This window comes from Streptomyces sp. NPDC013187 (genome assembly GCF_042899705.1).
Classification (GTDB): domain Bacteria; phylum Actinomycetota; class Actinomycetes; order Streptomycetales; family Streptomycetaceae; genus Streptomyces; species Streptomyces hawaiiensis_A.
Genome location: NZ_JBIBAF010000005.1, coordinates 142,403 through 167,136, shown reverse-complemented (window position 1 = coordinate 167,136; position 24,734 = coordinate 142,403). Strand labels below are relative to the sequence as shown.

At 71.0% G+C, this 24,734-nt stretch carries 22 protein-coding genes, 1 other RNA gene and 4 pseudogenes; 18 read left to right on the top strand and 9 right to left on the bottom strand.

All coding sequences use genetic code 11. The features are described 5' to 3' along the window. Positions 1–857: bifunctional RNase H/acid phosphatase (locus ACFY5B_RS11975; protein ID WP_389967990.1), on the top strand; the 857-nt coding region annotated here is incomplete at its 5' end. On the opposite strand, the gene eda is transcribed toward ACFY5B_RS11975, so the two are convergent. The 4 genes from eda to ACFY5B_RS11955 all read right to left on the bottom strand — a co-directional run bounded on the left by eda (position 832) and on the right by ACFY5B_RS11955 (position 3,738). Further along, complete coding sequence (gene eda, locus ACFY5B_RS11970) at positions 832–1,509, bottom strand: bifunctional 4-hydroxy-2-oxoglutarate aldolase/2-dehydro-3-deoxy-phosphogluconate aldolase (protein WP_389967988.1); 678 nt, start codon at positions 1,507–1,509, stop codon at positions 832–834. The genes ACFY5B_RS11975 and eda overlap by 26 nt on opposite strands. 62 nt (positions 1,510–1,571) lie before the next feature. Further along, on the bottom strand, positions 1,572–2,354 hold the full coding sequence (yaaA, locus tag ACFY5B_RS11965) for a peroxide stress protein YaaA (RefSeq protein ID WP_389967986.1): 783 nt from the start codon (positions 2,352–2,354) through the stop codon (positions 1,572–1,574). Positions 2,355–2,407: 53 nt separating this feature from the next. Beyond that, positions 2,408–2,986 (bottom strand): hypothetical protein, encoded by a 579-nt coding sequence (locus ACFY5B_RS11960; RefSeq protein WP_389967985.1) that lies wholly within the window; start codon positions 2,984–2,986, stop codon positions 2,408–2,410. Then, on the bottom strand, positions 2,983–3,738 hold the full coding sequence (locus ACFY5B_RS11955) for a MerR family transcriptional regulator (protein WP_389967983.1): 756 nt from the start codon (positions 3,736–3,738) through the stop codon (positions 2,983–2,985). The genes ACFY5B_RS11960 and ACFY5B_RS11955 overlap by 4 nt, the downstream gene beginning before the upstream one ends. 172 nt (positions 3,739–3,910) lie before the next feature. Here ACFY5B_RS11955 and ACFY5B_RS11950 point away from each other — a divergent pair, with 172 nt between their 5' ends. From ACFY5B_RS11950 to rnpB, 4 genes and pseudogenes are all read left to right on the top strand, one after another. Continuing rightward, positions 3,911–4,480: a Uma2 family endonuclease gene (locus ACFY5B_RS11950; RefSeq protein WP_389968493.1), complete on the top strand. Its 570-nt coding sequence runs from the start codon at positions 3,911–3,913 to the stop codon at positions 4,478–4,480. 23 nt (positions 4,481–4,503) lie between these two features. Next, the gene (locus tag ACFY5B_RS11945) at positions 4,504–5,358 is read left to right on the top strand and encodes an AraC family transcriptional regulator (protein WP_389967981.1); all 855 of its coding nucleotides are present in this window, start codon (positions 4,504–4,506) and stop codon (positions 5,356–5,358) included. Between the two features lie 19 nt (positions 5,359–5,377). Beyond that, positions 5,378–6,157: pseudogene (locus ACFY5B_RS11940) on the top strand (DMT family transporter); the annotation flags it as partial. 118 nt (positions 6,158–6,275) lie between these two features. After that, an RNA gene (gene rnpB, locus ACFY5B_RS11935) (RNase P RNA component class A) lies at positions 6,276–6,687 on the top strand. 118 nt (positions 6,688–6,805) lie between these two features. Here rnpB and ACFY5B_RS11930 read toward each other — a convergent pair. The 4 genes and pseudogenes from ACFY5B_RS11930 to ACFY5B_RS11915 all read right to left on the bottom strand — a co-directional run. Then, complete coding sequence (locus ACFY5B_RS11930) at positions 6,806–7,891, bottom strand: 2,4-dienoyl-CoA reductase (RefSeq protein ID WP_389967979.1); 1,086 nt, start codon at positions 7,889–7,891, stop codon at positions 6,806–6,808. Positions 7,892–7,912: 21 nt separating this feature from the next. Then, on the bottom strand, positions 7,913–8,053 hold the full coding sequence (locus tag ACFY5B_RS11925) for a hypothetical protein (RefSeq protein WP_389967977.1): 141 nt from the start codon (positions 8,051–8,053) through the stop codon (positions 7,913–7,915). A gap of 219 nt (positions 8,054–8,272) precedes the next feature. Continuing rightward, positions 8,273–9,739: pseudogene (locus ACFY5B_RS11920) on the bottom strand (UvrD-helicase domain-containing protein); the annotation flags it as partial. A gap of 308 nt (positions 9,740–10,047) precedes the next feature. After that, a pseudogene (locus ACFY5B_RS11915) lies at positions 10,048–10,476 on the bottom strand (DUF262 domain-containing protein); the annotation flags it as partial. Between the two features lie 131 nt (positions 10,477–10,607). Here ACFY5B_RS11915 and ACFY5B_RS11910 point away from each other — a divergent pair. Next, a pseudogene (locus ACFY5B_RS11910) lies at positions 10,608–11,129 on the top strand (IS5 family transposase); the annotation flags it as partial. Here ACFY5B_RS11910 and ACFY5B_RS11905 read toward each other — a convergent pair. Further along, on the bottom strand, positions 11,086–11,496 hold the full coding sequence (locus ACFY5B_RS11905; RefSeq protein ID WP_389967975.1) for a winged helix-turn-helix transcriptional regulator: 411 nt from the start codon (positions 11,494–11,496) through the stop codon (positions 11,086–11,088). The pseudogene ACFY5B_RS11910 and the gene ACFY5B_RS11905 overlap by 44 nt on opposite strands. 73 nt (positions 11,497–11,569) lie before the next feature. On the opposite strand from ACFY5B_RS11905, the gene ACFY5B_RS11900 reads away from it, so the two are divergent. From ACFY5B_RS11900 to ACFY5B_RS11845, 12 genes are all read left to right on the top strand, one after another. Continuing rightward, positions 11,570–12,253 (top strand): NADPH-dependent F420 reductase, encoded by a 684-nt coding sequence (locus ACFY5B_RS11900; RefSeq protein WP_389967973.1) that lies wholly within the window; start codon positions 11,570–11,572, stop codon positions 12,251–12,253. Positions 12,254–12,595: 342 nt separating this feature from the next. Further along, on the top strand, positions 12,596–13,612 hold the full coding sequence (locus ACFY5B_RS11895) for a lytic murein transglycosylase (protein ID WP_389968491.1): 1,017 nt from the start codon (positions 12,596–12,598) through the stop codon (positions 13,610–13,612). 54 nt (positions 13,613–13,666) lie between these two features. Continuing rightward, entirely contained in the window at positions 13,667–14,812 is a 1,146-nt protein-coding gene (locus tag ACFY5B_RS11890; protein ID WP_389967971.1) for a sigma-70 family RNA polymerase sigma factor, read from the top strand. A 293-nt stretch (positions 14,813–15,105) separates the two neighbouring features. Next, the gene (locus tag ACFY5B_RS11885) at positions 15,106–16,035 is read left to right on the top strand and encodes an ABC transporter ATP-binding protein (protein ID WP_389967969.1); all 930 of its coding nucleotides are present in this window, start codon (positions 15,106–15,108) and stop codon (positions 16,033–16,035) included. After that, positions 16,032–16,802, top strand: coding sequence for an MlaE family ABC transporter permease (locus tag ACFY5B_RS11880; protein ID WP_389967967.1), 771 nt, complete (start codon positions 16,032–16,034; stop codon positions 16,800–16,802). The genes ACFY5B_RS11885 and ACFY5B_RS11880 overlap by 4 nt, the downstream gene beginning before the upstream one ends. A gap of 3 nt (positions 16,803–16,805) precedes the next feature. Continuing rightward, entirely contained in the window at positions 16,806–17,609 is an 804-nt protein-coding gene (locus ACFY5B_RS11875) for an ABC transporter permease (RefSeq protein WP_010036859.1), read from the top strand. 8 nt (positions 17,610–17,617) lie between these two features. Next, positions 17,618–18,859: an MCE family protein gene (locus ACFY5B_RS11870; protein WP_389967964.1), complete on the top strand. Its 1,242-nt coding sequence runs from the start codon at positions 17,618–17,620 to the stop codon at positions 18,857–18,859. Next, complete coding sequence (locus tag ACFY5B_RS11865; RefSeq protein WP_389967962.1) at positions 18,856–19,893, top strand: MCE family protein; 1,038 nt, start codon at positions 18,856–18,858, stop codon at positions 19,891–19,893. Before ACFY5B_RS11870 ends, ACFY5B_RS11865 begins: the two co-directional genes overlap by 4 nt. Further along, a complete protein-coding gene (locus tag ACFY5B_RS11860; RefSeq protein WP_389967960.1) occupies positions 19,890–21,056 on the top strand; it encodes an MCE family protein in 1,167 nt (388 codons plus the stop codon). Before ACFY5B_RS11865 ends, ACFY5B_RS11860 begins: the two co-directional genes overlap by 4 nt. Continuing rightward, positions 21,053–22,168, top strand: coding sequence for an MCE family protein (locus ACFY5B_RS11855; RefSeq protein ID WP_389967958.1), 1,116 nt, complete (start codon positions 21,053–21,055; stop codon positions 22,166–22,168). The genes ACFY5B_RS11860 and ACFY5B_RS11855 overlap by 4 nt, the downstream gene beginning before the upstream one ends. Beyond that, the gene (locus ACFY5B_RS11850) at positions 22,165–23,460 is read left to right on the top strand and encodes an MCE family protein (RefSeq protein WP_389967956.1); all 1,296 of its coding nucleotides are present in this window, start codon (positions 22,165–22,167) and stop codon (positions 23,458–23,460) included. Before ACFY5B_RS11855 ends, ACFY5B_RS11850 begins: the two co-directional genes overlap by 4 nt. Beyond that, the gene (locus ACFY5B_RS11845; protein WP_389967954.1) at positions 23,457–24,734 is read left to right on the top strand and encodes an MCE family protein; all 1,278 of its coding nucleotides are present in this window, start codon (positions 23,457–23,459) and stop codon (positions 24,732–24,734) included. The genes ACFY5B_RS11850 and ACFY5B_RS11845 overlap by 4 nt, the downstream gene beginning before the upstream one ends.

Genomic DNA, 24,734 nt, shown 5'->3' with positions numbered 1-24,734 from the left:
TGGGTGCCGATACCCGTGGTACCGCCGACGCCGGTGGCGGGGCCCGTGCCGCGAAGGTGGGTGCCGATACCTGTGGTACCGCCGACGGCGGTGGCGGGGCCCGTGCCGCGAAGGTGGGTGCCGATACCCGTGGTACCGCCGACGCCGGTGGCGGGGCCCGTGCCGCGAAGGTCGGTGCCGACACCCGGGCCGCCAAAGCCGTCGCCGCTCCCGGCTGGGCGCCCGCCGACATGGGTGCCCCGGCCACCTTCGTGCTGCTGCGGCACGGCGAGACCCCGCTGACGCCCCAGAAGCGGTTCTCCGGCAGCGGCGGCACCGACCCGTCCCTGTCCGACACGGGCCGGGAACAGGCCGAGCGGGCCGCCGCGATGCTGGCCCGGCGAGGCACCATCCAGGCCGTCGTGTCGTCGCCGCTCGCCCGTACCCGCGAGACCGCCGGTATCGTCGCCGCCCGGCTCGGGCTCGACGTGAGCATCGACGACGGGCTGCGCGAGACCGACTTCGGCGCGTGGGAGGGCCTCACCTTCGCCGAGGTGCGCGAGCGCCACCCCGACGACCTGAACGCCTGGCTGGCCTCCCCGGACGCCGAACCCACCGGCGGCGGCGAGAGCTTCGCGGCGACGGCCGTCCGGCTCGCCGCCACCCGCGACAAGCTGGTCGCCGCCCACGCGGGCCGCACGGTCCTGCTCGTCACCCACGTGACCCCGATCAAGACGCTCGTCCGGCTCGCCCTGGGCGCCCCGCCGGAGTCCCTGTTCCGCATGGAACTGTCGGCCGCGTCCCTGTCGGTGGTCGCCTACTACGCCGACGGCAACGCCAGCGTCCGCCTCCTCAACGACACGTCCCACCTGCGCTGAGCGCCGACGCCTCCCGGGCCAGCGCCTCGACACGCCCCCAGTCGCGGGCCGCGACCGCGTCCGGCGGCAGCATCCAGCTCCCGCCCACACAGCCCACGTTGGGCAGGGCCAGATAGTCCGGGGCGGAGTCCGGGCCGATCCCGCCCGTCGGGCAGAACCGCGCCTGCGGCAACGGCCCCGACAGCGACTTCAGATACGCCGTACCGCCCGCGGCCCGCGCCGGGAAGAACTTCATCTCGTACACACCGCGCTCCAGCAGCGCCACGACCTCGGACGCGGTCGACACCCCCGGCAGAAACGGCACCCCCGACGCCCGCATCGCCCCCAGCAGCCCGTCCGTCCAGCCCGGGCTCACCAGGAACCGGGAACCCGCGGCCACCGCCTGCCCGGCCTGCTCGGGCCGGATCACCGTCCCGGCCCCGACCACCGCCCCGGGCACCTCGCGGGCGATCTCCCGGATCGCCTCCGGGGCCGCGGGCGTCCGCAACGTCACCTCGATCGCGCGCAGCCCACCCGCGACCAGCGCCCGCGCCAGCGGCACGGCGTCGCCCACGTCCTCGATGACGACGACGGGGACGACGGGCGCGAGGTCCAGCACGGAGGCGGGCAGGGGAGAGTCCAGCACGGAGGCGGGCAGGGGAGAGGAGACCATGGCGTCATCCTGCCGTCGGCTTGCAGGCTGCGCAAAGGTCATTGCATGGCGCGCAACGCGCGCTAGTGCACCTCGTCCACCAGCACATCCAGCGACCAGGCCTGCCCCGAATTCGCGGGCGCCTGCGCCTCCACGACGTACCCGAGATCCCGGAGCGCCTCCACCAGCTCGGCCGGGCCCTTCGGGTCGGTCCCGGAGGTCAGCAGACTGCGCACGATCCGCCCCTTGGTCGCCTTGTTGAAGTGGCTGACCACCTTCCGGGTGGGAGCGTGCAGCACCCGCACGGACGCCGTCCGCCCGGCGACCTCGCCCTTGGGCTTCCACGCGGCGGCGTACGCGGCGGACCGCAGATCCAGCACCAGCCCGCCCCCGGCCACCTCGGGCAGCACCGACGCCATCGGCGTACGCCAGTGCGCACCCAGCGCCCCGAGCCCCGGAAGCCTCACCCCCATCGAGCACCGGTAGGACGGAATCCGGTCCGTCACCCGCACGGCACCCCACAGCCCGGAGAACACGAGCAGCGACCGCGCGGCACGCCGCTTGGCGGTGGTGTCCAGGCTCGCCAGGTCGAGGGCGTCGTAGAGCACGCCGGTGTAGATCTCCCCGGCCGGCCGCGCCCCCGCCGTCCGCAACTCGGCGTTCTTCGCGATCTCGCCCCGCAGCCCCTCACTCAGCCCCAGCACCTCGCGCGCCTTGTCCTCGTCGCCGGCGCACAACTCGACCAGCTCGGTGAGAACCGCCTCGCGGGCTTCGGCCAGCCCCGGCAGCGACAGCGACTCCGGCTTCAGCGGGGCACCGCGGCCGGAAGAGGCCTTGCCTTCGGACGGCGGCAGCAGGACAAGCACGGGTACTCCTTCGATCGAACTCCGCCGACAGCGTACGGGGGCCCGGGGGAAGCTCAGACGCGCGCCCGGCCGAGGGCACGGACGAGGCCGTCGGAGTCGTCGGCGTGGAAGCGGATGACCCGCACCTCGCGGCGCCGCCCGAGGAAGGTGACGTGCGTGACCGGCTCCGTCAGTTCGAGCGTCACGGTGGTCTGCGAGCCGACCTCGACGTTCAGCTCGCCGTCGGCCCGCGCGTGGGTCATCCGCAGCTCACGCCGCACGGAGGCGATCCGCTCCAGCGGCACCAGCAGGTCGACATGGACGTACCGCCGAATCCGCAGCGAGCCGCGCTCCACATGCAGCACATGCGGACGCACGACGGACGAGGCGTGCAGCGCGACGACGAACACGACCGTGTACACGTCCAGGAAGAGAACCGCCCCATGCACGACCGGCCAGTCCCGCAGCAGCACGGACAACGCGACCGTCTCGACCAGGCACACGAACGCGAACCCGGCCATCATCGCCCCCTGCCCGCCCGCGTACCCGAAGGCCCGGCCCCCGCCCGTCCCGTGCGTACGCCGCGCCACCCACAGGGCGAGACTCACGAGCAACCGCACCTCGTGCCGCATCAGCAGCCCCCCGACCCTCATCGCCGCTCCTCGGTGAGGATCCGCAGAGCACGGCGGACGGCCTCCGCCTGGGCCGGGGCGAGGTCGTCGTAGAACGCGCGCAGCACGTTGTCGTGCTGGCCGAGCTCGCCGATGTCCGGGAACAGCCCCGGCGGAATGCAGCCGGCGAGCGCCACGGCGGCATCCTCGACGCGCGGGTCGCCGGGCTCGGCACCGGCGAGCGCGTCGAGCAACGCGTACGCCTCTCCGGCCCGCGCCACGGCCTCCGGGCTCCCCAGCGCCTCACCCACCGACGACACCAGCCGCTCCCGTTCCCCGTCCGGCACCGCGGTCTCCAGGAACGCGATGATCTCGCGGTCCTTGGCGGCCATGGGCGAGTCCGACAGATGCGCGGTCCCTGCGAACAGCGCGGCCAGCTCGGGCGACACGGGCCCCTCGGCGGGCATCCCGCCCTCCGCGTCCAGCAGCGTCCGCAGCCGCGCCCGCCGCTCCCGGAGCGCCTCCTCCTGCCGCGCCAGATCCTCGTCCAGCTCGGTCAGCACCTCGACGAGGTCCTTGCCGGCCTCGTCCGCGAGCACGTCCCGCACCTCCGCGAGCCCCAGCCCCAGCTCGGTGAGCCGCCGGATCCGCGCCAGCACGACGGCGTGCCGCAACCCGTACTCCCGGTACCCGTTGGCCCGCCGCTCGGGCTCGGGCAGCAGCCCCAGATGGTGGTAGTGCCGCACGGCCCGCGTGGTGACGCCGACGACCGCGGCGAGTTCTCCGATCCGCATGCCACCAGTGAAGACGTTGACGTTGCGGCAGGGTCAAGCACGCCGTCCGGCCTTCTGACGACGACCGTGATCGTGTGCCACGATCGAGGGAACGGTTCCCGATCTCACGGCGGGTGGTTCGGCGATGTCCCAGTCTGGCGGGCGACAGAAGGAGGGGCGTGACATGACTGCCATGGCCCACGAGCCGCTCTCGCAGGAAGACGTCCTGCTGGAGGGCTTTCTCGCCCTGGACACGCCGGAGGGCTTCCGGGCCGAGCTGATCGAGGGGGAGATCGTTGTGACGCCGCCGCCGGACGGGGATCACGAGAAGTACATCAGCAGGATCGTGAGGCAGGTGATCAGGCGCTCACGCACCGACATGGACTTCTCGGGAAACAAGGGGCTGAAGATGAGGAGCGGGGGCTCCTGCCCCAAGAACCACTTGGTTCCGGACGTTACCTTCGGCCCCATCGAGCGGGACTTGTTCGGCGGGGTCGGCTCTTGGATGCCCTGCGAAGGCGTCGCCATGGTGGCGGAGGTGACCTACACCAAGCCGCAGGCCGACCGCGAGGCCAAACGCCGTTGCTATGCCCGCGCGGGCATCCCGCTCTACCTGCTCGTCGACCGGGACACGGCGCAAGTCACGGTGTTCAGCGAGCCGAAGGATGACGACTACCGCGAGCACTGCGCCCGCCCCTTCGGCAAGCCCATCACTCTTCCGGAACCGTTCGCCTTCGACCTGGACACGGCCGACCTCCTCTGATCCCCTGTGGGCGGGGGTGCGACATGGGGATACGAGAACAGGCCAGCTGGACCAGGGCACGTCTGGGGCGCTGCGGGCCTCCGCTGGACCTCCTCACCGCCCACTTCGACAGCCACGTCTACGCGCCCCACGCCCACGACGAGTTCACCATCGGCGTCACGGTCGGCGGGTCGGAGGTAATCGCCTACCGGGGCGGTCACATCCACTCCTACCCCGGCTCGATCGTCGTCCTGGAGCCCGGCGAGATGCACACCGGCGGCCCGGCCGCCTGCGACGGCTACGCCTACCAGGCCCTCTACGCCGAACCGGCCCTCCTCACCGACGGCACCCTCGGCGGCCTCCCGCACTTCCGCGACGCCGTCCTCCACGACCCGGAGCTGGCGGTGGCCCTGCGCGCCGCCCACACCGACATCAGCGCCTGCCCCGACCCGCTGGAGGCAGAGTCCCGGCTGCCCTGGCTGCTCACGGCCCTGGCCCGCCGCCACTCCACGGCCCGGGCGACCGACGACACCGTGCCCGGCGCCGGCCACATCGCCAGATCCGTACGCGACCGCCTGGCGGACGAACTACTGGACCCTCCCTCCCTGGCCGCCCTCGCCACCGACCTCGGCCTGTCCCGCTACCAGCTCCTGCGCGCCTTCCGCACGACGATGGGCGTACCGCCGTACGCCTGGCTCGCCCAGCACCGGGTGGCCAGGGCCCGCGGCCTCCTGGAAGCCGGACTGCGCCCGGCGGAGGTCGCGGGCCTCGTCGGCTTCGCCGACCAGGCGCACCTCACCCGCTGGTTCCGCAGGGTGCTGGGGGTGACCCCGGCGGCGTACCGCACCAGCGTTCACGTCGCGGCGTACCGCAACAGCGTTCAAGACACCGTGGGGTGAGAAGCCCGAGACTCATCGCATGACTGCACGCGGCTGGTTCCTGTTCTCCCTGATGGGAGTCGTCTGGGGTGTCCCCTACCTGATGATCAAGGTGGCGGTGGCCGACCTGTCCCCGTCCATGGTGGTGTTCGCACGCTGTGCGCTGGGCGCCGCACTCCTGCTCCCCTTCGCCCTGCGCCAGGGCGGCTTCGCCCGCACCGTCCGGGCCCACTGGAAGCCGATGCTGGCCTTCGCCGTCATCGAGATCGTCGGCCCCTGGTGGACCCTGACCGACGCCGAACGCCACCTCTCCAGCTCGACCGCCGGCCTCCTCATCGCGGGCGTGCCGATCGTGGCCCTGCTCCTGGCCCGCTTCTTCGGCGCTGAGGAACACGTGGGCGCCCGCCGCATCGCGGGCCTGGCCCTCGGCCTCGCGGGCGTCACCGTCCTCACCCTGCCGCACCTCACCGGCGGCGACGCCCTGTCGATGGCCGAGGTGCTGGTGACGGTCGTCGGCTACGCCACGGCCCCGTTGATCGCCGCCCGGTACCTCAAGGACGTCCCGACGCTCCAGCTGATCACCCCGTGCCTCATGCTGGCGGCCGCCGTCTACGCCCCCGCGGCCTTCCTGACCCGGCCCGCCACCATGCCGTCGGGCGAGGTCCTGGCAGCCCTCGCCGGCCTGGGAGTGGTCTGCACCGCGATCGCGTTCGTGGCCTTCCTGGAGCTGATCAAGGAGGTCGGCCCGGCCCGGGCCGGCGTGATCACGTACGTCAACCCGGCGGTGGCGGTCGCCGCGGGCGCGCTGTTCCTGGACGAGAAGCTGACCCTCGGCATCGGGGTCGCCTTCACCCTGATCCTGGCGGGCTCGGTACTGGCCACGGCGGCCGCGGCGCCGAAGCGGGGCATCCGCCGGGTACCATGGTCGACACGGCAGACGAGCCGGGCGGACGGCCGCGTGGAGTGCCCCTGACGGGGAGCTTCCCGAGGAACGTCCGGGCTCCACAGGGCAGGGTGGTGGCTAACGGCCACCCGGGGTGACCCGCGGGACAGTGCCACAGAAAGCAGACCGCCGGGGACCTCGGTCCTCGGTAAGGGTGAAACGGTGGTGTAAGAGACCACCAGTGCCCAGGGTGACCTGGGCAGCTAGGTAAACCCCACCCGGAGCAAGGTCAAGAGGGGCCGCCTTCTCGAAGGTGGCCCTGCGCGGACGATCGAGGGCTGCCCGCCCGAGTCCGCGGGTAGACCGCACGAGGCCGGCGGCAACACCGGCCCTAGATGGATGGCCGTCGCCCGGGGCTCCGCGAGGAACCCCGGGAACAGAACCCGGCGTACAGCCCGACTCGTCTGCCGCTCTATGTTTCCGCATGTGCTCGCCCTGTTGGGTGCCAGGGAAGAGATCGAGCGGCCCTGGCCGCCGCGGTGACGGCGGCGAGCGTGGTCTCCAGCCCGTTGAAGGCGCAGACGCTCATGACCCGCCTCGCTTGGTGCGGAACGAGGTGCGCCCGTTTCGCCGAACCATCGCGATGGTCGCTGCGACGCTGCCGCGGTTCAGGTCGGGGTGCAGGCCGTTCCCGAGACGATGTATCTGGTCGGTGTGCCAGCTCATGTCCATTACCCCGTCCAGGGTTTTGAGGTCGGCGATTTTGCCCAGCAGGGTTCTCATGCCGTAGCGCACCTGGCGTGCCGTGAGTGCCTCGGTCTGCCCTTCGAGGATGAGCCGGGCCGCGTCCGGCGTGGTGATCGCCGGCCGGCCGATGCCGACCACGTCGCATTCGCCGGCCTCTACGGCATGCCGCATGGCGTCGCGGGTGCGGAATCCGCCGGTGACGGCGAGTGGGATGTCGCCCACGAGCTTGCGAACGGTACGGGCGTATTCCAGGAAGTACGCCTCGCGTGCCCTGGTACTGGGGGCCGCCGAGCCGCTCATCGCCATGGACTCGTAAGTACCGCCGCTGACCTCGATGAGGTCGATGCCTTCGTCGGCGAGCGCGGCCAGCACGGCCTGGGACTCGTCCTCGGTGAATCCGCCGCGCTGGAAGTCCGCCGAGTTGAGTTTGATGCCCACTGCGAAGCCGGGCCCGACGCGGCCGCGGACGCGGCGGACGACCTCGAGGACGAAACGCATCCGCCGCTCCGGATCGCCGCCCCAGTCGTCCTCGCGCCGGTTCGCCAGCGGCGACAGGAACTGCGAGATGAGATACCCGTGAGCCCCATGCACCTGTACGCCGTTGAAGCCGGCCGTCTCGCACACGGCCGCGGCCGTGGCGAAGCGCTCGATGATCTCCTCGATCTCGGCCGGTCGCAGTTCGCGCGGCGTCGTGGCACCGGGCAGTTGTGCCGGGATCGGGCTGGGGGCCACCGGCGTGTGTCCGAGTGCAAAGGGATTCGCTTGACGTCCGGGGTGGTTGAGCTGTGCCCAGATCACACCGTCCGAGTTCTGGGCCGACTTGGCCCAGCGCGAGAGCGCGTCGAGATCACGTTCGTCTTCGATGACGATGTTGCCCGGTTCGCTGAGCTGTTCGCGATCGATCATGACGTTGCCGGTGATCATGAGGCCATAGCCGCCTCGGCTTCATGTGGAGTACAGACGGCCGAGGCGCTCGTCGGGTGCGTTGTGCTTGTTTCCCAGCGCTTCGCTGAGCGCCGACTTCATCAGGCGGTTGGCCAGTACCTGGCCGTTCGGGAGAGTGAGGGGGGTGTCCAGCGTGTTCATGCGTGCTCTTCCTCGGTGTGGGCGGCGCCGACCGGGGTCGGCTGGAGGACGGGATCGCGGGCAGTGCCGGTCGGCGGATCGTCACGTGAAGGCGGAGGGGGCTGGTAGCCCGCGAGTCATCGCCTGTCGGTGTCGCCATTCTGAAACCCGGTGTCGGCGGGCCGGCCGGACAGTCGCGGCGGGACACCACCTCTACCCGGGTCTGCTGCCTGTCTTCCCCTACAAGGGCAGGAAGGGGCTGGCTTTGCCGTGCCACGAGATGCGCAATGCGTCGCGGGCTCGGGTGGTGGCGACGAAGAGCTGGTTGCGGCTCTTCTTGAGTTCGCGCTCGTACCGCTTGGGATCGGTCGTCTCGTACTTCTCGATGGAGGATGCCGTCGCTCGCGCCGATGACCGCGAGCTTCTGGTACTCAAGTCCCTTGAAGCGGTGCATCGTGCCGATGTGGACCTCGCCGCCGCCCTGCGGGCCGTCCTTGGTGAGGGTCGCCGTGCTGATGCCGTGCTTCATCTCCAGGTCGGCGGCGACGCGGCCGGCCATGTCACCGTCGGCGACGCAGACGGCCATGGTGCCGCTGGGATCGCGCACGGTGCCGTCCTCGGTGGGCTGGGCGATGTCCGCGCGCCACTGCTTCAGGGCCTCGGCGAGTTGGGAGATCTCGTCGGTCCAGTCAGCGCAGGCGACGAACTCGGGCGCTGGGCCGCGCAGCAGGGAGTGGTAGCCGTCGAGGGTGTCGGTGCCGTCGTCGAGGTCGTCGTAGGTGGTCCCGCGGACGACCTTGGCCGCCTGGTCGAGGATCTCCTGGGTGGTGCGGTAGCTGAGCGTCAGCTTCGAGGAGCGGCCGCGGATGTTGACGCCGACGGTGGAGAGGGTGACCTGCCGGTCGTAGATCCGCTGGTGGGTGTCGCCGGCGATGAACAGGTCGTCCGCGCCCGGCGCGACCATGGCCCGCAGCATCTTCCAGTGGGCGGGGCTGAGGTCCTGGGCCTCGTCGACGACGATGTGCCGGTAGCGGTGACGGAGATAGCGCATTCCGGAGCTGTTGTCGTCGAGGTGGGTCAGGTCGCCGCCGCCGATGTCCTCCTTGCGCTCGGCCCGGACCTGGATCTTGCGGGCGCGTTCCATCTCGTAACGTGCCGCACGCTCCGCGGCCTGCGCCCACGTCTCACGGCCCTGGCCGTTGAGGCGCAGGGTGAACTGGTCGAGCAGCTTCCAGATGGCGGCGCGTTTGGGGCGGCTGAGGGCGCGGCCCATACCGGCGCGGCGGGCCTTGAAGTAGTCCTGGCGGGTGGCGAGGGATTGGCCGAGGACGATCTGTTCCCATTCGTCGAAGAGGAACTCGGCGTCCCAGCGCTGCTCGTCGTGTTCGAAGAGCACTTCCCGCAGCACGTCCAGGGCCCGGTCATCGGTGATCAGGCTGCGCTGGGAGCCGGGCGCGGTGTTCTCGTTGAGGACGCTCTGGCGAGCTGGTCGATGTGCTTGATGTCGATACGGCCCAGCAACGCCGGATCCATGAGCGAGGTGAGCCGGGAGCGCAGGTCGGCGGTGAGGTTCTTCGTGTACGTGGTCAGCAGGATCGGCTTGCCGTGGCCGGGCGGCAGAGCGGCGGCGAGGCGGGCGACGCGGTGCAGGGCGACGATGGTCTTGCCGGTGCCGGGACCGCCGCTGACCCGGGCGGGGCCGCTGTAGGGAGCGAGCTCATCCTCAAAGGACCGCAGATCGCGTGGTAGTCCTCCTGGCCATCAATCCCGGTGTTGTAGTCGATAAGCCGCTGATTCTTGTCCGGGCCGAACTGCGCCTTTTTGGCACCCCTGGCTGGGTTGCTCGAACATCGGGTTGGCGACGCCAGAGTGAGCCGGGAGGTGATGGCCTGCTCGATGCGGAACACGTCCTGCGGGGCTGCCGGATCGGCCGCCTCGACCAGCTTGCGGCGGAAGAAGCCGTAAGCCGCCGCGACGCTGCCGCCGGGGTACCGCTCCGCGAGCGGGCCGCGGATGTGCGCGGCGAACTGCGCCCGGTCAGCCTGGGTCGGCAGCAGCCGGAAGTGGTCGCTGCCGCTCTTGCGTTTGTTGATCAGGTATTCCTCGTCGATGCGTTCGGCCTCGTCCGGCTCTGTGTCCCTGATGTGATCGCGGATGGCGGCCAGGGCGATGGAGAGGGTGGTCAGCCTCTGCTGACCGTCGACGACGAGCCAGCGGGGGAACGTCGCCTCGTTCTGCGGTGACGGAGCGAGCACGACGGACCCCAGGAAGTGGGTAGCCGCCTTTTCCCCACGCTCGAGCAGTTCGGCCTGCTCCAGGATGTCGCTCCACAACTGCCTGAGTTGCTTCTCCGTCCAGGAGTACGTCCGCTGGTAGAGCGGTACCTGGAACTGCTGGGCCCTCCCCTGCACGAGGTCGGCGAACAGCGTCTCCTTGGCCTGCATCGTGGTCCCCCTTGACAATGATGCGGTCGTGGCACGTGGGAACGACCATATGGCCTCCCGCCGACGGCCGTGGTCTATGGCTGCTTGCTCTTCGTCCTGCACCTGGAGGAGGTTGGATCACTCCGGGACTGATGATCCGGGGGTGCGGGGTGGCGCGGCCGAAGCCGTGGGAAGGCGCCGACGAGCTGTGGGCGGTGATCGAGCCGCTGCTGCCCAAGGTGGAGCGTCGGACCCGACACCCGGGACGCAAGCGGCATCCGGACCGGCTGGTCTTCCAGCGCATTCTGTTTGTCCTGCACACCGGGATCTCGTGGGAGCATCTGCCGCAGGAACTCGGCTTCGGCCCGGGCATGACTTGCTGGCGCCGCCTGGCCGGGTGGTCTGCAGCCGGGGTGTGGCCCCGGCTGCACGAGGTCCTCCTTGCCAAGCTCCGCAGGGCGAACGCCCTGGACTTCTCCCGGGCGGCGGTCGACGGCTCCCACATCTGGGCGTTGAAGGGGGGTTCCAAGACGGGCGAACCGGTAGCAAACACCATTTGATCAGCGATGCCACTGGCATCCCTCCTGGGGCCACGCTGACCGGCGGCAACCGCCGACGATGTCACCCAGCTCATCGCGCTACTCGAAGCGGTGCCGCCGGTGCGGGGCAAGCGCGAGGGGACTGCGGGTCAGGAGTGCATGCTGCTTCCTGGGCGGCCATGACCTCATCGCCGTACTCGAAGGCCCATGCGCCGACGGCGTCGATGGGCGCCAGCAAGGTGCGGCCCAGGGCGGTGAGTTGGTACTCGACCCGTGATGGTGCGTCGGGGTCTGCCTGGCGGTCGACCAGTCCGTTGAACTGCAGTCGACGCAGAGTCTCGGTGAGGACCTTGGAACTGATGCCCCCGATCCGCTCCCGTAATTCGACCGGACGCCTGGGACCGTCGCGCAGTGCCCAGAGCACAACGGCGTTCCAGGTGTTGGAGAGCAGGTCGAAGGCGAGGCGGGCGCGGCAGTCGGCGAGGAAGGCGTCGGTCGTCACTTACCAAATGGTGCCCGAACGGCCTTCTAGCGTCGGTGTGAACGGTCGAAGCAGACACGGAGAGGACCACGTGATGAGAATCGGCGTACTGGGCACGGGCAACATGGCCGACGCGCTCGCCACCCACTGGGTGCGGGCCGGGCACGACGTGACCATCGGGGGGCGGGACGCACACAAGGCGGAGCGGCTCGCGACGCGCATCGGAGGCAGCGCGAAGCCTGCCGGTCTGCGCGCGGCGGCCGAGTCCGGCCAGGTGGTGTTGGCCGCGCTGCCCTTCGGGGCGGGAGTAGAAGTGGCACGGGGCCTGCACGCGGCCCTAGAGGGCAAGGTGCTGCTCGACTGCTCCAACCCGGTCGGGCCGGGCTTCCGGCTGCTGACGGAAGGAGGCCCCTCAGCCACGCAGCAACTGGCTGCGGCAGCACCGGGAGCCCACGTGGTCAAGGCTTTCAACCTCTGCCACGAGGACGTGTGGCGCATGCGGCCGCCCGTCTTCGATGGGCGACCACTGGCCGTTCCGGTCTGCGGGGACGACGAGACGGCTCTCGTGCGTGTGCGTGAGTTGGTGCGGGACGTGGGCTGTGAACCCGTGGCCGGCGGCGGTCTCGAACGTGCGGGACTCCTGGAAGCGACCGCCGCACTGTTCATCGCGCTGTGGGTCGGCGAGGGAGCGGATGCCCAGGCAATCGCCCCTCCGCTGGCGTACGCGGCCGGACCGAGCCGCCAGGAAGCGACGGGCGGCACGGCGGCTTTCCGTTAGGAGTTCTTAGGGAGGCTAGGAGTTCTTAGGGAGGCGCCGGCCTCCAGAGCCATCTCGACCTGCTCACAGCCCTGGCTGCCGCCGCGGCCCGTCTGCCCTCCGGTCTGTACGCCTGCTCGGAGTGCCCCAGCACGTGGCCACCCGCCTCGTCGACCAGTGAGCGGAGAAAGCGCTGACGGAGCGCGGAATCCGCCGTAGCGGCAACGTGCGCAAAACCCGCGCGACGGACCCACCGCCCTCCCCCGTAGAGCAGACGACGAGAAGAGCTCACAGGGAGGGGAACAGGACGTGGCAGGGCACAGGGGCAGACGTGTCAGGGGTACGGCGGCCGCGGTGGCGGCGATGGCGGCGCTCACCGCGTCACAGGCGCCGGGGGCCGTCCCGGCGCGGGCTTCCGCACCGGCTCCCGGGCAGGCACCCGCCGAGCACGGACCGAGCGTGTCCGGCGACGCCCCGTACCGCACGGAGCTTCCGCCGCTGCCGAGCGTGAAGCGCGCGGGCGGCGGGGCGGCGGCGGAGGTGGGCGGCGCGCTGCCGGCGAGTGTGTTCGCCGCCTACCGGCGGGCCGAGGAGCGGCTCGCGCGCGAGGCTCCCGGCTGTCGGCTGCGCTGGCAGCTGCTGGCGGCGATCGGGCAGGTGGAGTCGGGGCAGGCGCGGGGCGGCAGGGTGACGTCGGACGGTACGACCGTGGCGCCGATCCTCGGGCCGCGGCTGGACGGCGTGGCCTTCGCGCTGATCCGGGACACCGACGGAGGTGTCCACGACGGGGACACGGCGTACGACCGTGCGGTCGGGCCGATGCAGTTCATCCCGTCGACCTGGGCCCGCTGGGGCGCGGACGGCAACGGCGACGGGCGGACGGATCCGAACAACGTCTTCGACGCGGCACTCGCCGCCGGATGGTATCTGTGTGCCGGTGGCCGGGACCTCTCCGTCCCCGCCGAGCTGGACCGGGCGATCCTCGGCTACAACCACTCGGTGGCGTATCTGCGCACGGTCAGGGCCTGGTACACGTACTTCATGGAAGGGCACCGGGTGGTGCCGGACGGCTCCGTCGGGTCTTCCTCCGCACGCCCGGAGCCGTCGCGGCCGGCCGCCGCACCGAAGCCGTCGCGCACACCCTCCGCCCGGCCGAGTGCCCCGCCGTCCCGTACGCCGTCGACCCCCGGCTCCCCGGCCCCGGCCGGAACCGGCCCGGCCACCGAACCCGAGAAGCCGGACGAGACGCAACTCCCCGTCCCCGACCCGGACATGGAGCTCCCCGGCGAGAACCTGCTGCCCAGCGGCGCCCCGATCACCAGTAACAGCGCGGACTCGATGACCGTCTCCCCCTCCACAACCGCCGATACTGGGCGGTAATGTCGCCCCCCGCCGGACAGCACGAGGCCGGTGGGTGAGCGCGAAGGGGTCCTCATGGCGACGGACATGCCCGCAGAGACACCTGTGGAGATGCACGCGGCCGACGAGCGGTGGCGCCACATGTGGAGCCACCGCGAGCATTTGCTCAAGGTCGCCCGGCGCAGGTCGATGAGTGCGGAGGACGCCGAGGACGCAGTGCATGAGGCGATGCTGCGCGCCGCCGAGCGGCCCGACCTGGACGAGGAACGGCTCGCGGCCTGGCTCACGACGGTGACGATGCGCCTGTGCGTCGACCGTTACCGGCAGATGAACCGCGAGGCCGAGGTGCGGACCAGCCCGACGCTCATCGCCCCAGGTCCGGTGCCCGTCGAGGAGGCTGTGTGCGACCGGGCCGAGGCGAAGTGGCTGGCGGTGCGCAGCGGTGAGCTGCCCGCGCGGCAGGCCGAGGCGCTGCGGCTGAAGTCGGAGGACCTGGACGTCGGCCAGGTCGCCGTCCGGATGGGGCTGAGCTACCGGACCGTCGAGTCGCTGCTGGCCCGGGCCCGGCGGACGCTGCGGCAGTCGCTGGCCGCCACGCTCGGGTTCGCGCTGTTCCTGATCGGGTGGGGGCGGCCGCGCGGGGTCGGCAGAGCCCAGGCCGTGGCGGTCGCCTCGACGGCGGCGTCCTTGGCGGTGGCGGGGTTCGTGCTGCCGTACGCCCTCGACGGCAGCGGAGGCGGGGGCGGTGCGGTGCCTCGGCCCGTCGTCGCCTCTCCGGGTGCGGAGGTGATGCGGCCGGACGGCGGTGACGAGGGCCGTACGCCTCGGAGCACTGAGCCCACGGCTGTCGCAGGCGAGCGCGGGGCGCCCGGGGCTCCCGCCGGCGACTCGTTCCTTCCGCTGTCCGTGCCGTCGCTGCCGGAGGTCCCGGTCGTCGCGCAGGTCCCGGATGTTCCGCAGGTCCCGGACCTTCCGCAGGTCCCGGACCTTCCGGAGGTCCCGGACGTTCCGGAGGTCCCGGACGTTCCGGAGGTCCCGGCGGCCCCGCTGCCCGGGCTGTCCGCGCCGGAGGTCCCGCAGGTGCCCGATGTCCCCGACCTGCCGGTGGAGTTCTCCGCCGTGCCGTCGGACATGGCGGCCACGGCCGTCCCGGAAGCTTCCGAGACATCCGACGCGCCGTCCACCTCGTTCCCCGAGCTCACGGCGAGCCCGCTTCCGTAGCGCCGCAGAGAACCTGCTCGGTAGCGCTGCCGGGCACCGCCCCGAGGGTGCTGCCCGGCCCCGCCCGAAGGTGCTGCCCGGAAACCGACCCGGTAGCGCTGCCCGGCACCGCCCGAAGGCGCTGCCCCGAAACCGACCCGAGAGCGCTGCCCCGAAACCGACCCGAAAGCACCGCCCGGAAACCCGCCCGAAAAAAATCCGCCACACCAGCGACGGACCCTCCGCCCCTCCCCGTAGAGCAGATGTCAGAGCTGCTCCAGGGGCACTGCTCCACGGGCTGAAGGGTGGACCGGATGGGTGTCGAGATCTGTGTGGAAGGGCTGACCAAGTCCTTCGGTCACCAGGTCATCTGGCAGGACGTCTCGCTGACGCTGCCCGCCGGGGAGGTCTCGGTCATGCTCGGCCCCTCGGGCACGGGCAAGTCCGTGTTCCTCAAGACGCTCGTCGGACTGCTGAAGCCGGAGCGCGGCTCGATCACGATCCAGGGCCGGGACATCACCAAGCTCCGCGAGCGCGACCTGTACGAGGTGCGCCAGCTCTTCGGCGTGCTGTTCCAGGACGGCGCGCTGTTCGGCTCGATGAACCTGTACGACAACATCGCCTTCCCCCTGCGCGAGCACACCCGTAAGTCCGAGAGCGAGATCCGGCGCATCGTGCTGGAGAAGATGGACATGGTCGGGCTGATCGGCGCCGAGGGGAAGCTGCCCGGCGAGATCTCCGGCGGGATGCGCAAGCGCGCCGGGCTGGCCCGGGCCCTCGTCCTGGACCCGGAGATCATCCTCTTCGACGAACCCGACTCGGGCCTGGACCCGGTCCGCGTCGCCTACCTCAACCAGCTCATCGTCGACCTCAACGCCCAGATCGACGCGACCTTCCTGATCGTCACGCACGACATCGCCTCGGCCCGCCAGGTGCCGGACAATATCGGGCTGCTCTTCCGCCGCGAACTGGTGATGTTCGGGCCGCGCGCAGAGCTGCTGACCAGCGACGAGCCCGTCGTACGGCAGTTCCTGAACGGCCGGATGCAGGGCCCCATCGGCATGGCGGAGGAGAAGGACGCGGCGCAGGTCGAGCAGGAGCTCGCGCAGATCGACGACAGCGCGCGCGTGCAGCAGCTGACTCCCCGCCTGCTGCCGGGTCCGGGCATCACCCGCCCGCCCCGCTGGCAGGCGATCGCACGGCGCGAGGCCCGGCTCCACCACAAGGAGGTGGCCGGCGCATGAGCCTGTCACCGGCCGGAGCGCTGCGGCATTCCGGCAGCCTCTTCGCGATGGCGCTGGACGTCGTCCGGACGATCCCCCGACGGCCCTTGCAGGCACGGGAGTTCATCCAGCAGGCGTGGTTCGTCGCGAGCGTGACGATCCTGCCGACGGCCCTGGTCTCCATCCCCTTCGGGGCGGTCATCGCGCTCCAGATCGGCAGTCTGACCCGGCAACTGGGCGCCCAGTCCTTCTCCGGGGCCGCCTCCGTGCTCGCCGTGCTGCGCGAGGCCTCGCCGATCGTCACCGCGCTGCTGATCGCGGGCGCCGGCGGCACGGCGATCTGCGCCGACCTCGGGGCGCGGAAGATCCGCGACGAGATCGACGCGATGCAGGTGCTGGGCATCGACCCCATCCACCGGCTGGTCGTTCCCCGCGTGCTGGCGTCGATGCTGGTGGCGGTGCTGCTCAACGGCCTGGTGTCAGTGGTCGGCGTGGCGGGCGGCTACTTCTTCAACGTCGTCCTCCAGAACGGCACTCCCGGCGCCTACCTGGCCTCCTTCACCACGCTCGCCCAGCTCTCCGACCTGTGGGCGGCCGAGGTCAAGGCGCTGGTGTTCGGTGCGATCGCCGGGATCGTCGCCTCCTACAAGGGGCTGACCGCGAAGGGCGGGCCCAAGGGTGTGGGCGACGCGGTGAACCAGTCGGTGGTGATCACCTTCATGTTGCTGTTCGTGACGAACTTCGTGATGACCGCCGTGTACTTCCAAGTCGTTCCCCAGAAGGGCTGAGACATGGCGCTGCTGAGTCGTCTGGAGGAGCTGGGTGCCCAGCTGTCCTTCTACGGGCGGTCGCTGGCCTGGACCGGCCGCACCCTGCGCCGCTACAAGAAGGAGATCCTGCGGCTGCTCGCCGAGGTGAGCTTCGGCCGGGGCGCGCTCGCCGTCGTGGGCGGCACGGTCGGTGTGATCGCCTTCCTGTCGTTCTTCACCGGCACGGAAGTGGGCTTGCAGGGGTACGCCGCGCTCAACCAGCTCGGCACCTCCAACTTCGTCGCGTTCCTCTCGGCGTACTTCAACACCCGCGAGATCGCCCCGCTGGTGGCCGGGCTCGCCCTCTCCGCGACCGTCGGCGCCGGGTTCACCGCCCAGCTCGGCGCGATGCGGATCAGTGAGGAGACCGACGCGCTGGAGGTCATGGGCGTGCCCTCGCTGCCGTTCCTCGTGACTACCCGGATGATCGCCGGGTTCGTGGCCGTCGTCCCGCTGTACGTGATCGGCCTGCTCTCCTCGTACCTGGCCGCCCGCACCATCACCACCGGCTACTACGGGCAGTCCACGGGCACGTACGACCACTACTTCCAGCAGTACCTGCCCCCGGTGGACGTGCTGTGGTCCTTCGGGAAGGTGCTGGTCTTCGCCGTCCTGATCATCCTGGTGCACTGCTTCTACGGCTACTACGCGAGCGGCGGCCCGGCGGGGGTCGGCGTCGCGGTGGGCCGTGCGGTGCGGACCTCGATCGTGGCGATCAACGTCCTGGACTTCTTCCTGTCGCTGGCGATCTGGGGCGCCAGCACGACCGTACGGATCGCGGGGTGAGCCGCCGAATGAGGGTGCTGCGACTGAGGTTGTACGGCGTCGTCTTCATCGCCGTGCTCGCGCTGCTGCTGTCCCTGTCCGTCGCCGTCTACCGGCAGGTGTTCACGCCGGTCGTGCGGATCACGCTGGAGGCCGACAACCTCGGCAACCAGCTCGATCCGCGCGCCGACGTCAAGCTGCGCGGGCTGCTGGTCGGCGAGGTGCGCGAGGTGCGGGCCGACGGGACGAAGGCGACGCTCGACATCGCGCTGAAACCGGAGCACGTCGCCCATATCCCGTCCGACGTGCGCGCGCGCCTGCTGCCCAAGACGCTGTTCGGCGAGAAGTACGTCGACCTGATCGCACCGCGCGGTTCCGCGGCCCGGCCCATCCGCGCCGGGGACGTCATCACCCAGGACCGCACCCGCGTCGGCATCGAGGTCCAGCAACTGATGAACGACCTGCTGCCCCTGCTGCGGACCGTGCAGCCCGGCAAGCTCAACGCCACGCTCTCCGCGTTCGCCACCGCCCTGGAGGGACGCGGCGACCGGATCGGCGACAACCTCACGCGAGTGGAGGCCTACCTGCGCCGCCTCAATCCGCACCTGCCGTCCCTGAAAGAGGACATCGCACGCTTCGCCGACGTCGCCGAGATGTACGGCGACGCGGCGCCCGACCTGATGGAGATCCTGCGCAACACCGTCACCACCAGCCGCACGATCGTCGATCAGAAGGACCGGCTGGCGGCGGCTCTGACGACCACGGCGACCGTCGCCGGCACCGCCGACGACTTCCTCGACGCCAACGGCGACCGGCTGATCACCCTCGGCCGGGTCTCCCGCCCCACGCTGGAGCTGTTCGTCCGCTACTCCCCCCAGTACCCCTGTCTGCTGGCCGGCCTGGTCCGGCAGGAGAAGGCGTCCGAGGAGGCGTTCCGGGGCGGGAAGATGCACATCACGCTGGAGGTCGTGCGGCCGCGGGGTGCGTACGAACCGGGTGAGGAACCGCGCTACGGCGAGCGGTCGGGCCCGGACTGCCGTGATCTGCCGCATCCTCCGGTGCCGGCGCCCGGGGCCCGCCTCGACGACGGTTCCAAAGAGCCGGGTACGGCCTCGGGCGGCCCCCTCGGCGTCTCCGCCACCCGGGCAGAGCAGCGGGCCGTCGGCTCGCTCGTGGCACCGGTGCTGGGTGTGCCTGCTGACGAGGTGCCGCCGGTCGCGACGCTGCTGTTCGGGCCGATGGCGCGCGGGACGGCGGTGAGCGTCGCATGAGCACCACGGGTGCCCGGCAGACCGCCGCTCCGCTGATCAAGTTCAGTCTCTTCGCGCTGGTGACGGTGGTGGCGACGGCCCTGCTCGCCGCGACCATCGTGAACATCTCCCTCACGCCCGAGCACGAGTACCGCGCGGTCTTCAGCGACGTCACCGGCCTGGAGGAGGGCGACGACATCCGGGTGGCCGGGGTGCGGGTCGGCGAGGTCGCGGGCATCCGGATCAAGGACCGGACGCTGGCCGAGGTCACCTTCACGGTCAGCCGGGACCGGCCGCTGCTCACCAGCACGGGCGCCGTCATCCGCTACCGCAACCTGGTCGGTCAGCGGTACGTCGCGCTGACCGAGGGCGCCGGCGACGGCACCCGGCTGCGCCCCGGCGGAACGATCCCGCTCGCGCGCACCCAGCCCGCCCTCGATCTGAACGCGCTGCTGAACGGCTTCAAGCCGCTGTTCGCCGCGCTCAGCCCGAAGGACGTCAACCAGCTGGCCACCGAGATCATCAAGACCCTTCAGGGAGAGGGCGGCACGGTCAACAGCCTGCTGACGCACACGGCGTCGCTCACCACGACACTGGCCGGCCGCGACAAGCTGATCGGCTCGGTGATCGACAACCTCAACACCGTGCTGAAGACGCTCGACAAGCGCGGCGCCCGCTTCTCCGGACTGCTCAAGCAGCTGCGCCGGGTCATCTCCGGCCTGTCCGCCGACCGCAAGCCCATCGGGGAGTCGCTGGTGAGCATCGGCGACCTGACGGAGGCCACCTCGGGCCTGCTGAAGGACGCGCGCCCGCCGCTCAAGGACGACATCGCGGAACTGACCGACCTCACCGGGACGCTGAACGACAACGAGAAGACCGTGGAGGGCGTGCTGAAGAGGCTGCCGAACAAGCTCACCGAGCTGACGGGGACGGCGTCCTACGGCTCGTGGTTCAACTTCTACCTGTGCGACTTCGACGGCCGGATCGTGCTGCCGAAGACGAAGCAGGTGCTCACGCCCGAGATGCACGTGGCGAGGGCGAGGTGCGGGGCATGAGCCGCAAGCACCGTCCGGAGCCACTGGTCAAGGTGCGGGTGGAACCGCCGAAGCTGCCGAGGGTACGGCTGCCGGAGGTACGGCTCCTGCCCCGCCGCAAGCCGCGTCCACAGCCGCTGGTCAAAGTCCGCGTCGACCCGCCGAAGCTGCCGAGGATACGGCTGCGCCGTCCGCACCTCCGCCCCTTCCGCGAACGCAATCCCATCGTCATCGGCGCCGTCGGACTCACCGTCCTCGCCCTGCTGACCGTGGCCGCGTTCAACGCCGACCGCCTGCCGGTGATCGGCGACGGCGAGACGTACAGCGCCGCCTTCGCGGAGGCGGGCGGTCTCAAGCCGGGCGACGAGGTGCGGATCGCCGGGGTCAAGGTCGGCAAGGTCGAGGAGGTCGACCTGGACGGCGACCACGTGAAGGTCACCTTCAAGATCAAGGACGAGCCGGCGTTCGGCACCGGGACCGGCGCGTCGATCCGGGTCAAGACGATCCTCGGCGCCAAGTACCTCGCCCTGCACCCGAGGGGGCGGGGCCGGCTGGAGCCCGGCAGCGAGATCCCGCTGGAGCGGACCGTCCCCGCCTACGACGTCGTGCAGGCGTTCAGCGATCTCACCACCACGACGGAGAAGGTCGACACCGAGCAGCTGGCGAAGGCACTGGACACCATCTCGACGACCTTCGAGGACTCACCGCAGGAGGTACGGGAGTCCATCAAGGGCCTGTCGAAGATCTCCCGGACCGTGGCCTCGCGCGACAAGGCCCTCGGGGAGCTCCTCGACCACGCGAACGGCGTGACGGGCGTACTCGCCGACCGGTCGGGCGACTTCACCGCCCTCGTCGAGGACGGCGACAAGCTGTTCAAGGAGATCAGCAAGCGGCGTGCGGCGATCCACAAGCTGCTGAAGACCTCCGCCGCGCTCGGCATCCAGCTCTCCGGCCTGGTCCAGGACAACGACAAGGAGATCGGGCCCGCGCTCAAGGGCCTCAACACCGTGGTGAAGATGCTCGAACGCAACCAAGCCGGCCTGGAGCGGAGCATCAAGCTCCTGGCTCCGTACGTACGCGTCTTCACCAACACCCTCGGCAACGGCCGCTGGTTCGACTCCTACGTCCAGAACCTGGTCGCCGCCCCGGTGGTGCCGCGGACGGGGACAGGAGGTGCGCGGTGAGGAACCGCTGGAAGAAGAGCCTGGCCCTGCTGACCGTCCTGGCCCTGGTCGCCGCGCTGACCTACGTCCTGTGGCCGCGGACCGAGCCGGCCCGCGTCACGGCGTACTTCCCCCGCACCGTCGGCATCTACCCCGGCTCGGACGTCCGCGTCCTGGGCGTGCGGATCGGCGAGGTCAAGAAGATCACGCCGGAGGGCGGCCGGGTGCGGGTGGAGCTGGAGTACGACGCGGACCGCAAGGTCCCGGCGGACGCACAGGCCGCGATCATCAACTCCTCGGTGGTCAGCGACCGTTACGTGCAGCTGCTGCCGGTGTACCGGAGCGGCCCGGTCCTGCGGGACGGGGACGAGATCCCCGAGTCGCGCACGGCCGTGCCCGTCGAACTGGACCGCGTCTTCGACAGCCTGCACACCACGGCCGAGGCGCTGGGACCCGAGGGCGCCAACAAGGACGGCGCCCTGTCACGGCTGCTCGGCGTCAGCGCCGACAACCTCGACGGCCAGGGCGAGAACCTGAACCAGACGGTGGAGGACCTCTCGGAGGCGGTCACGACCCTGTCCGACGGCCGCACGGACCTGTTCGGCACGGTCCGCAACCTTCAGGTGTTCACGGCGGCGCTGGCGGCGGACGACAAGAGCGTGCGGTCGTTCAACAGCAGCCTCGCCAAGGTCGCCGGGCAACTCGCGGGCGAGCGCAAGGACTTGGCGGCCGCGCTGAAGCACCTCGGCACGGCCCTCGGTGACGTGTCCGCCTTCGTGAAGAAGAACAAGAAGTCCCTGACGTCGAACGTGGAGGGCCTGAGCAAGGTGACCAAGGTGCTCGTCACCCAGCGGGCGGCGCTGGAGGAGCTGCTGGAGGTCGCGCCGACGGGCATGTCGAACCTGAACAACGCCTACAACCCCGCCGCCGGCACCCTCGACACCCGCAACAACCCGGATCATCCGCAGGATCCGGCCGCACTGCTGTGCTCGATCCTGAAGACGACCGGGGAGAAGGCCGACTGCGCGGACCTGAGGGACCTCTTCGACTCCCTGCCCGAGGTGCCCCGGGGCACCTCCGGCACCGGCACGGTCGACCGCACCCTCGGCGGAATCCTGGGGGCGAGCGCATGAGGCCCCCGCGCAGGAGCGGGGCCGTCGCGTGGGCGGCCGTCGGAACGGTGCTCCTGTCCGGCTGCGAGTTCAACGGCTGGTACGACGTCCCGCTCCCCGGCGGAGCCGCCGACGACGGCCGTGCCTACCACGTCACCGTCGAGTTCCGCGACGTCCTCGACCTGGTGCCGCAGTCGGCGGTCAAGGTCGACAACGTCACCGTGGGCGCGGTGGAGAAGGTGGAGCTGGAGGGCTGGCACGCGAGGGTCCGCCTCCGGGTCGCCGACTCGGTGAAGCTGCCCGCCAACGCCGTGGCCGGGCTGCGGCAGACCAGCATGCTCGGCGAGAAGTACGTGGCGCTGGCCGCGCCGCCGGAAGGCACACCGGTCGGCCGGCTCCGCGACGGCGACGTGATCCCCCTGTCCCGCAGCGGCCGCAACCCGGAGGTCGAGGAGGTGCTGTCCGCGCTGTCCGCCCTGCTCAACGGCGGCGGCGTGGCCCAGCTCAAGACGATCACCACGGAGCTGAACAAGGCCCTGGAAGGCCGGGAGAACCGGGTCAAGTCCCTGCTCAAGGAACTCGACACCTTCATCGGCGGCCTGGACGGCCAGCGCCAGGACATCGTCCGCGCGCTGAAGGCCGTGGACCGGCTGGCCAAACGGCTGGGCAAGGAGAAGACGACGATCGCCGAGGCCGTCGACACGATGCCGCCCGCCCTGAAGGTCCTGGCCGACCAGCGCCGCGATCTGACGAGGATGCTCACCGCCCTGTCCAAGCTGGGCAAGACCGGCACCAAGGTGGTCAACGCCTCCCACGAGGACACGGTCGCCAACCTCAAGCGGCTGCGGCCGATCCTGCGACAGCTCAACAAGGCGGGCAGCGACCTGCCCAACTCCCTGGAACTGCTGACGACGTACCCGTTCCCGCGCAACGTGGTGGACGCCATCAAGGGCGACTACGTCAACCTGCACATCACGGCGGACCTCGATCTGCCCGGGATCTACGGCAACCTGACGGACGAGCCGGGCGGCGGGAACGGCGGGGACACGCGGACACCGGAGCTTCCCGAGGCCCCGGACCTGCCGGACGTACCGGATCTCCCCCAGGCACCGGATCTGCCGGACGTGCCGAAGCCCACCGCGCTGCCGAGCGGTCCGAGCGTGCCGTCGGCACCCTCGGGCGGCGACGACCCGCTGTGCCCGCCGGTGTGCACCGCCGGCTACGGCTTTGGCGGCCACCGCACCCGGGGCGACTGGCCCGAGGGGATCGACCTCGAACTCGCCGAGCTGATGCTGAAGGGGGTCCAGCCGTGATCACCCGTACGGTCAAGGCGCAACTGATCGCCTTCGCCGCCCTCACCGCCGTGGGGGTGTCGTACGTCGGCGCCGAGTACACGGGCCTGGTGGACGAGGTCCTGGACCGCGGCTACACCGTGCGGGCCGACTTCGCCGACTCCGGAGGCGTCTTCCCCGGCGCCGAGGTCACCTACCGCGGGGTGCCCGTGGGCAAGGTGGGCGCCCTGCGCCTGACCGGCCCGGACGGCGTCTCGGTCACGCTCGACATCGAGGACGGGGCGCCGCGCATCCCGGCGGACACGCTGGCCGTGGTGGCGAACCGTTCGGCGGTGGGCGAGCAGTACGTCGACCTCCAGCCCCGCACCTCCCGCGGCCCGTACCTGCTGGAGGGCAGCACGATTCCGCGCGAGAGCACGCGGGTGCCGCTGTCGACGACGGACATGGTCCTCGGCCTGGACCGCCTGGTGAACTCGGTCGGCAAGGACGACCTGGGGGTCACGGTCGACGAACTGGGCAAGGCGTTCGCCGGCACCGGCCCGAACCTGGGCCGCCTGGTGGACTCGGGCAACACCCTGGTCGAGTCGGCGTCCGAGGCGCTGCCGGAGACGATCGCCCTGATCGAGGACTCACGGAAGGTCCTCAAGACGCAGGCCGACCAGGGCTCTTCGATCAAGTCGTTCGCGCGCGATCTGGCTTTGCTGTCAGCCCAGCTGAAGTCCAGTGACGGGGACCTGCGCAAGCTGATCGGCAACGCGCGGCCGGCGGCGCAGGAGCTGAACTCGCTGCTGAAGTCGGCCGGGCCGCAGCTGTCGGTCCTGCTGGCCAACCTGATCAGCGGCGGCCAGGTCACGCTGGCCCGCCTCCCCGGTGTGGAGCAGGCCTTGGTCACCTTCCCGCTGATGGTCGCGGGCAGCTACACGGTCGTTCCGGGCGACGGCACCACCCACTTCGGCCTGGTACTGAACGCCGACGACCCGCCGGCCTGCACGCAGGGGTACGGCACGGCACGCCGCGACCCGGCGGACACCAGCACCCGCGAGGCGAACACCGGCGCCCGCTGCACTCTCCCGCGCGGCGGCCAGTCGTCGGTACGGGGCGCGCAGAACGCCCCGGGCGCGTCGGCCTCCGGCGGGGGAGCGAACCAGGCGGCGTACGTCACCCCGTACGACCCGGAGACCGGCACCACCACCGGCCCGGACGGAAACGACGTCGAGATCGGCTCGACGGGCGGCCAGCAGGCCGTGTTCGGAAAGGAGTCGTGGCAATGGCTGCTCGTCGGCCCCATGGCATGA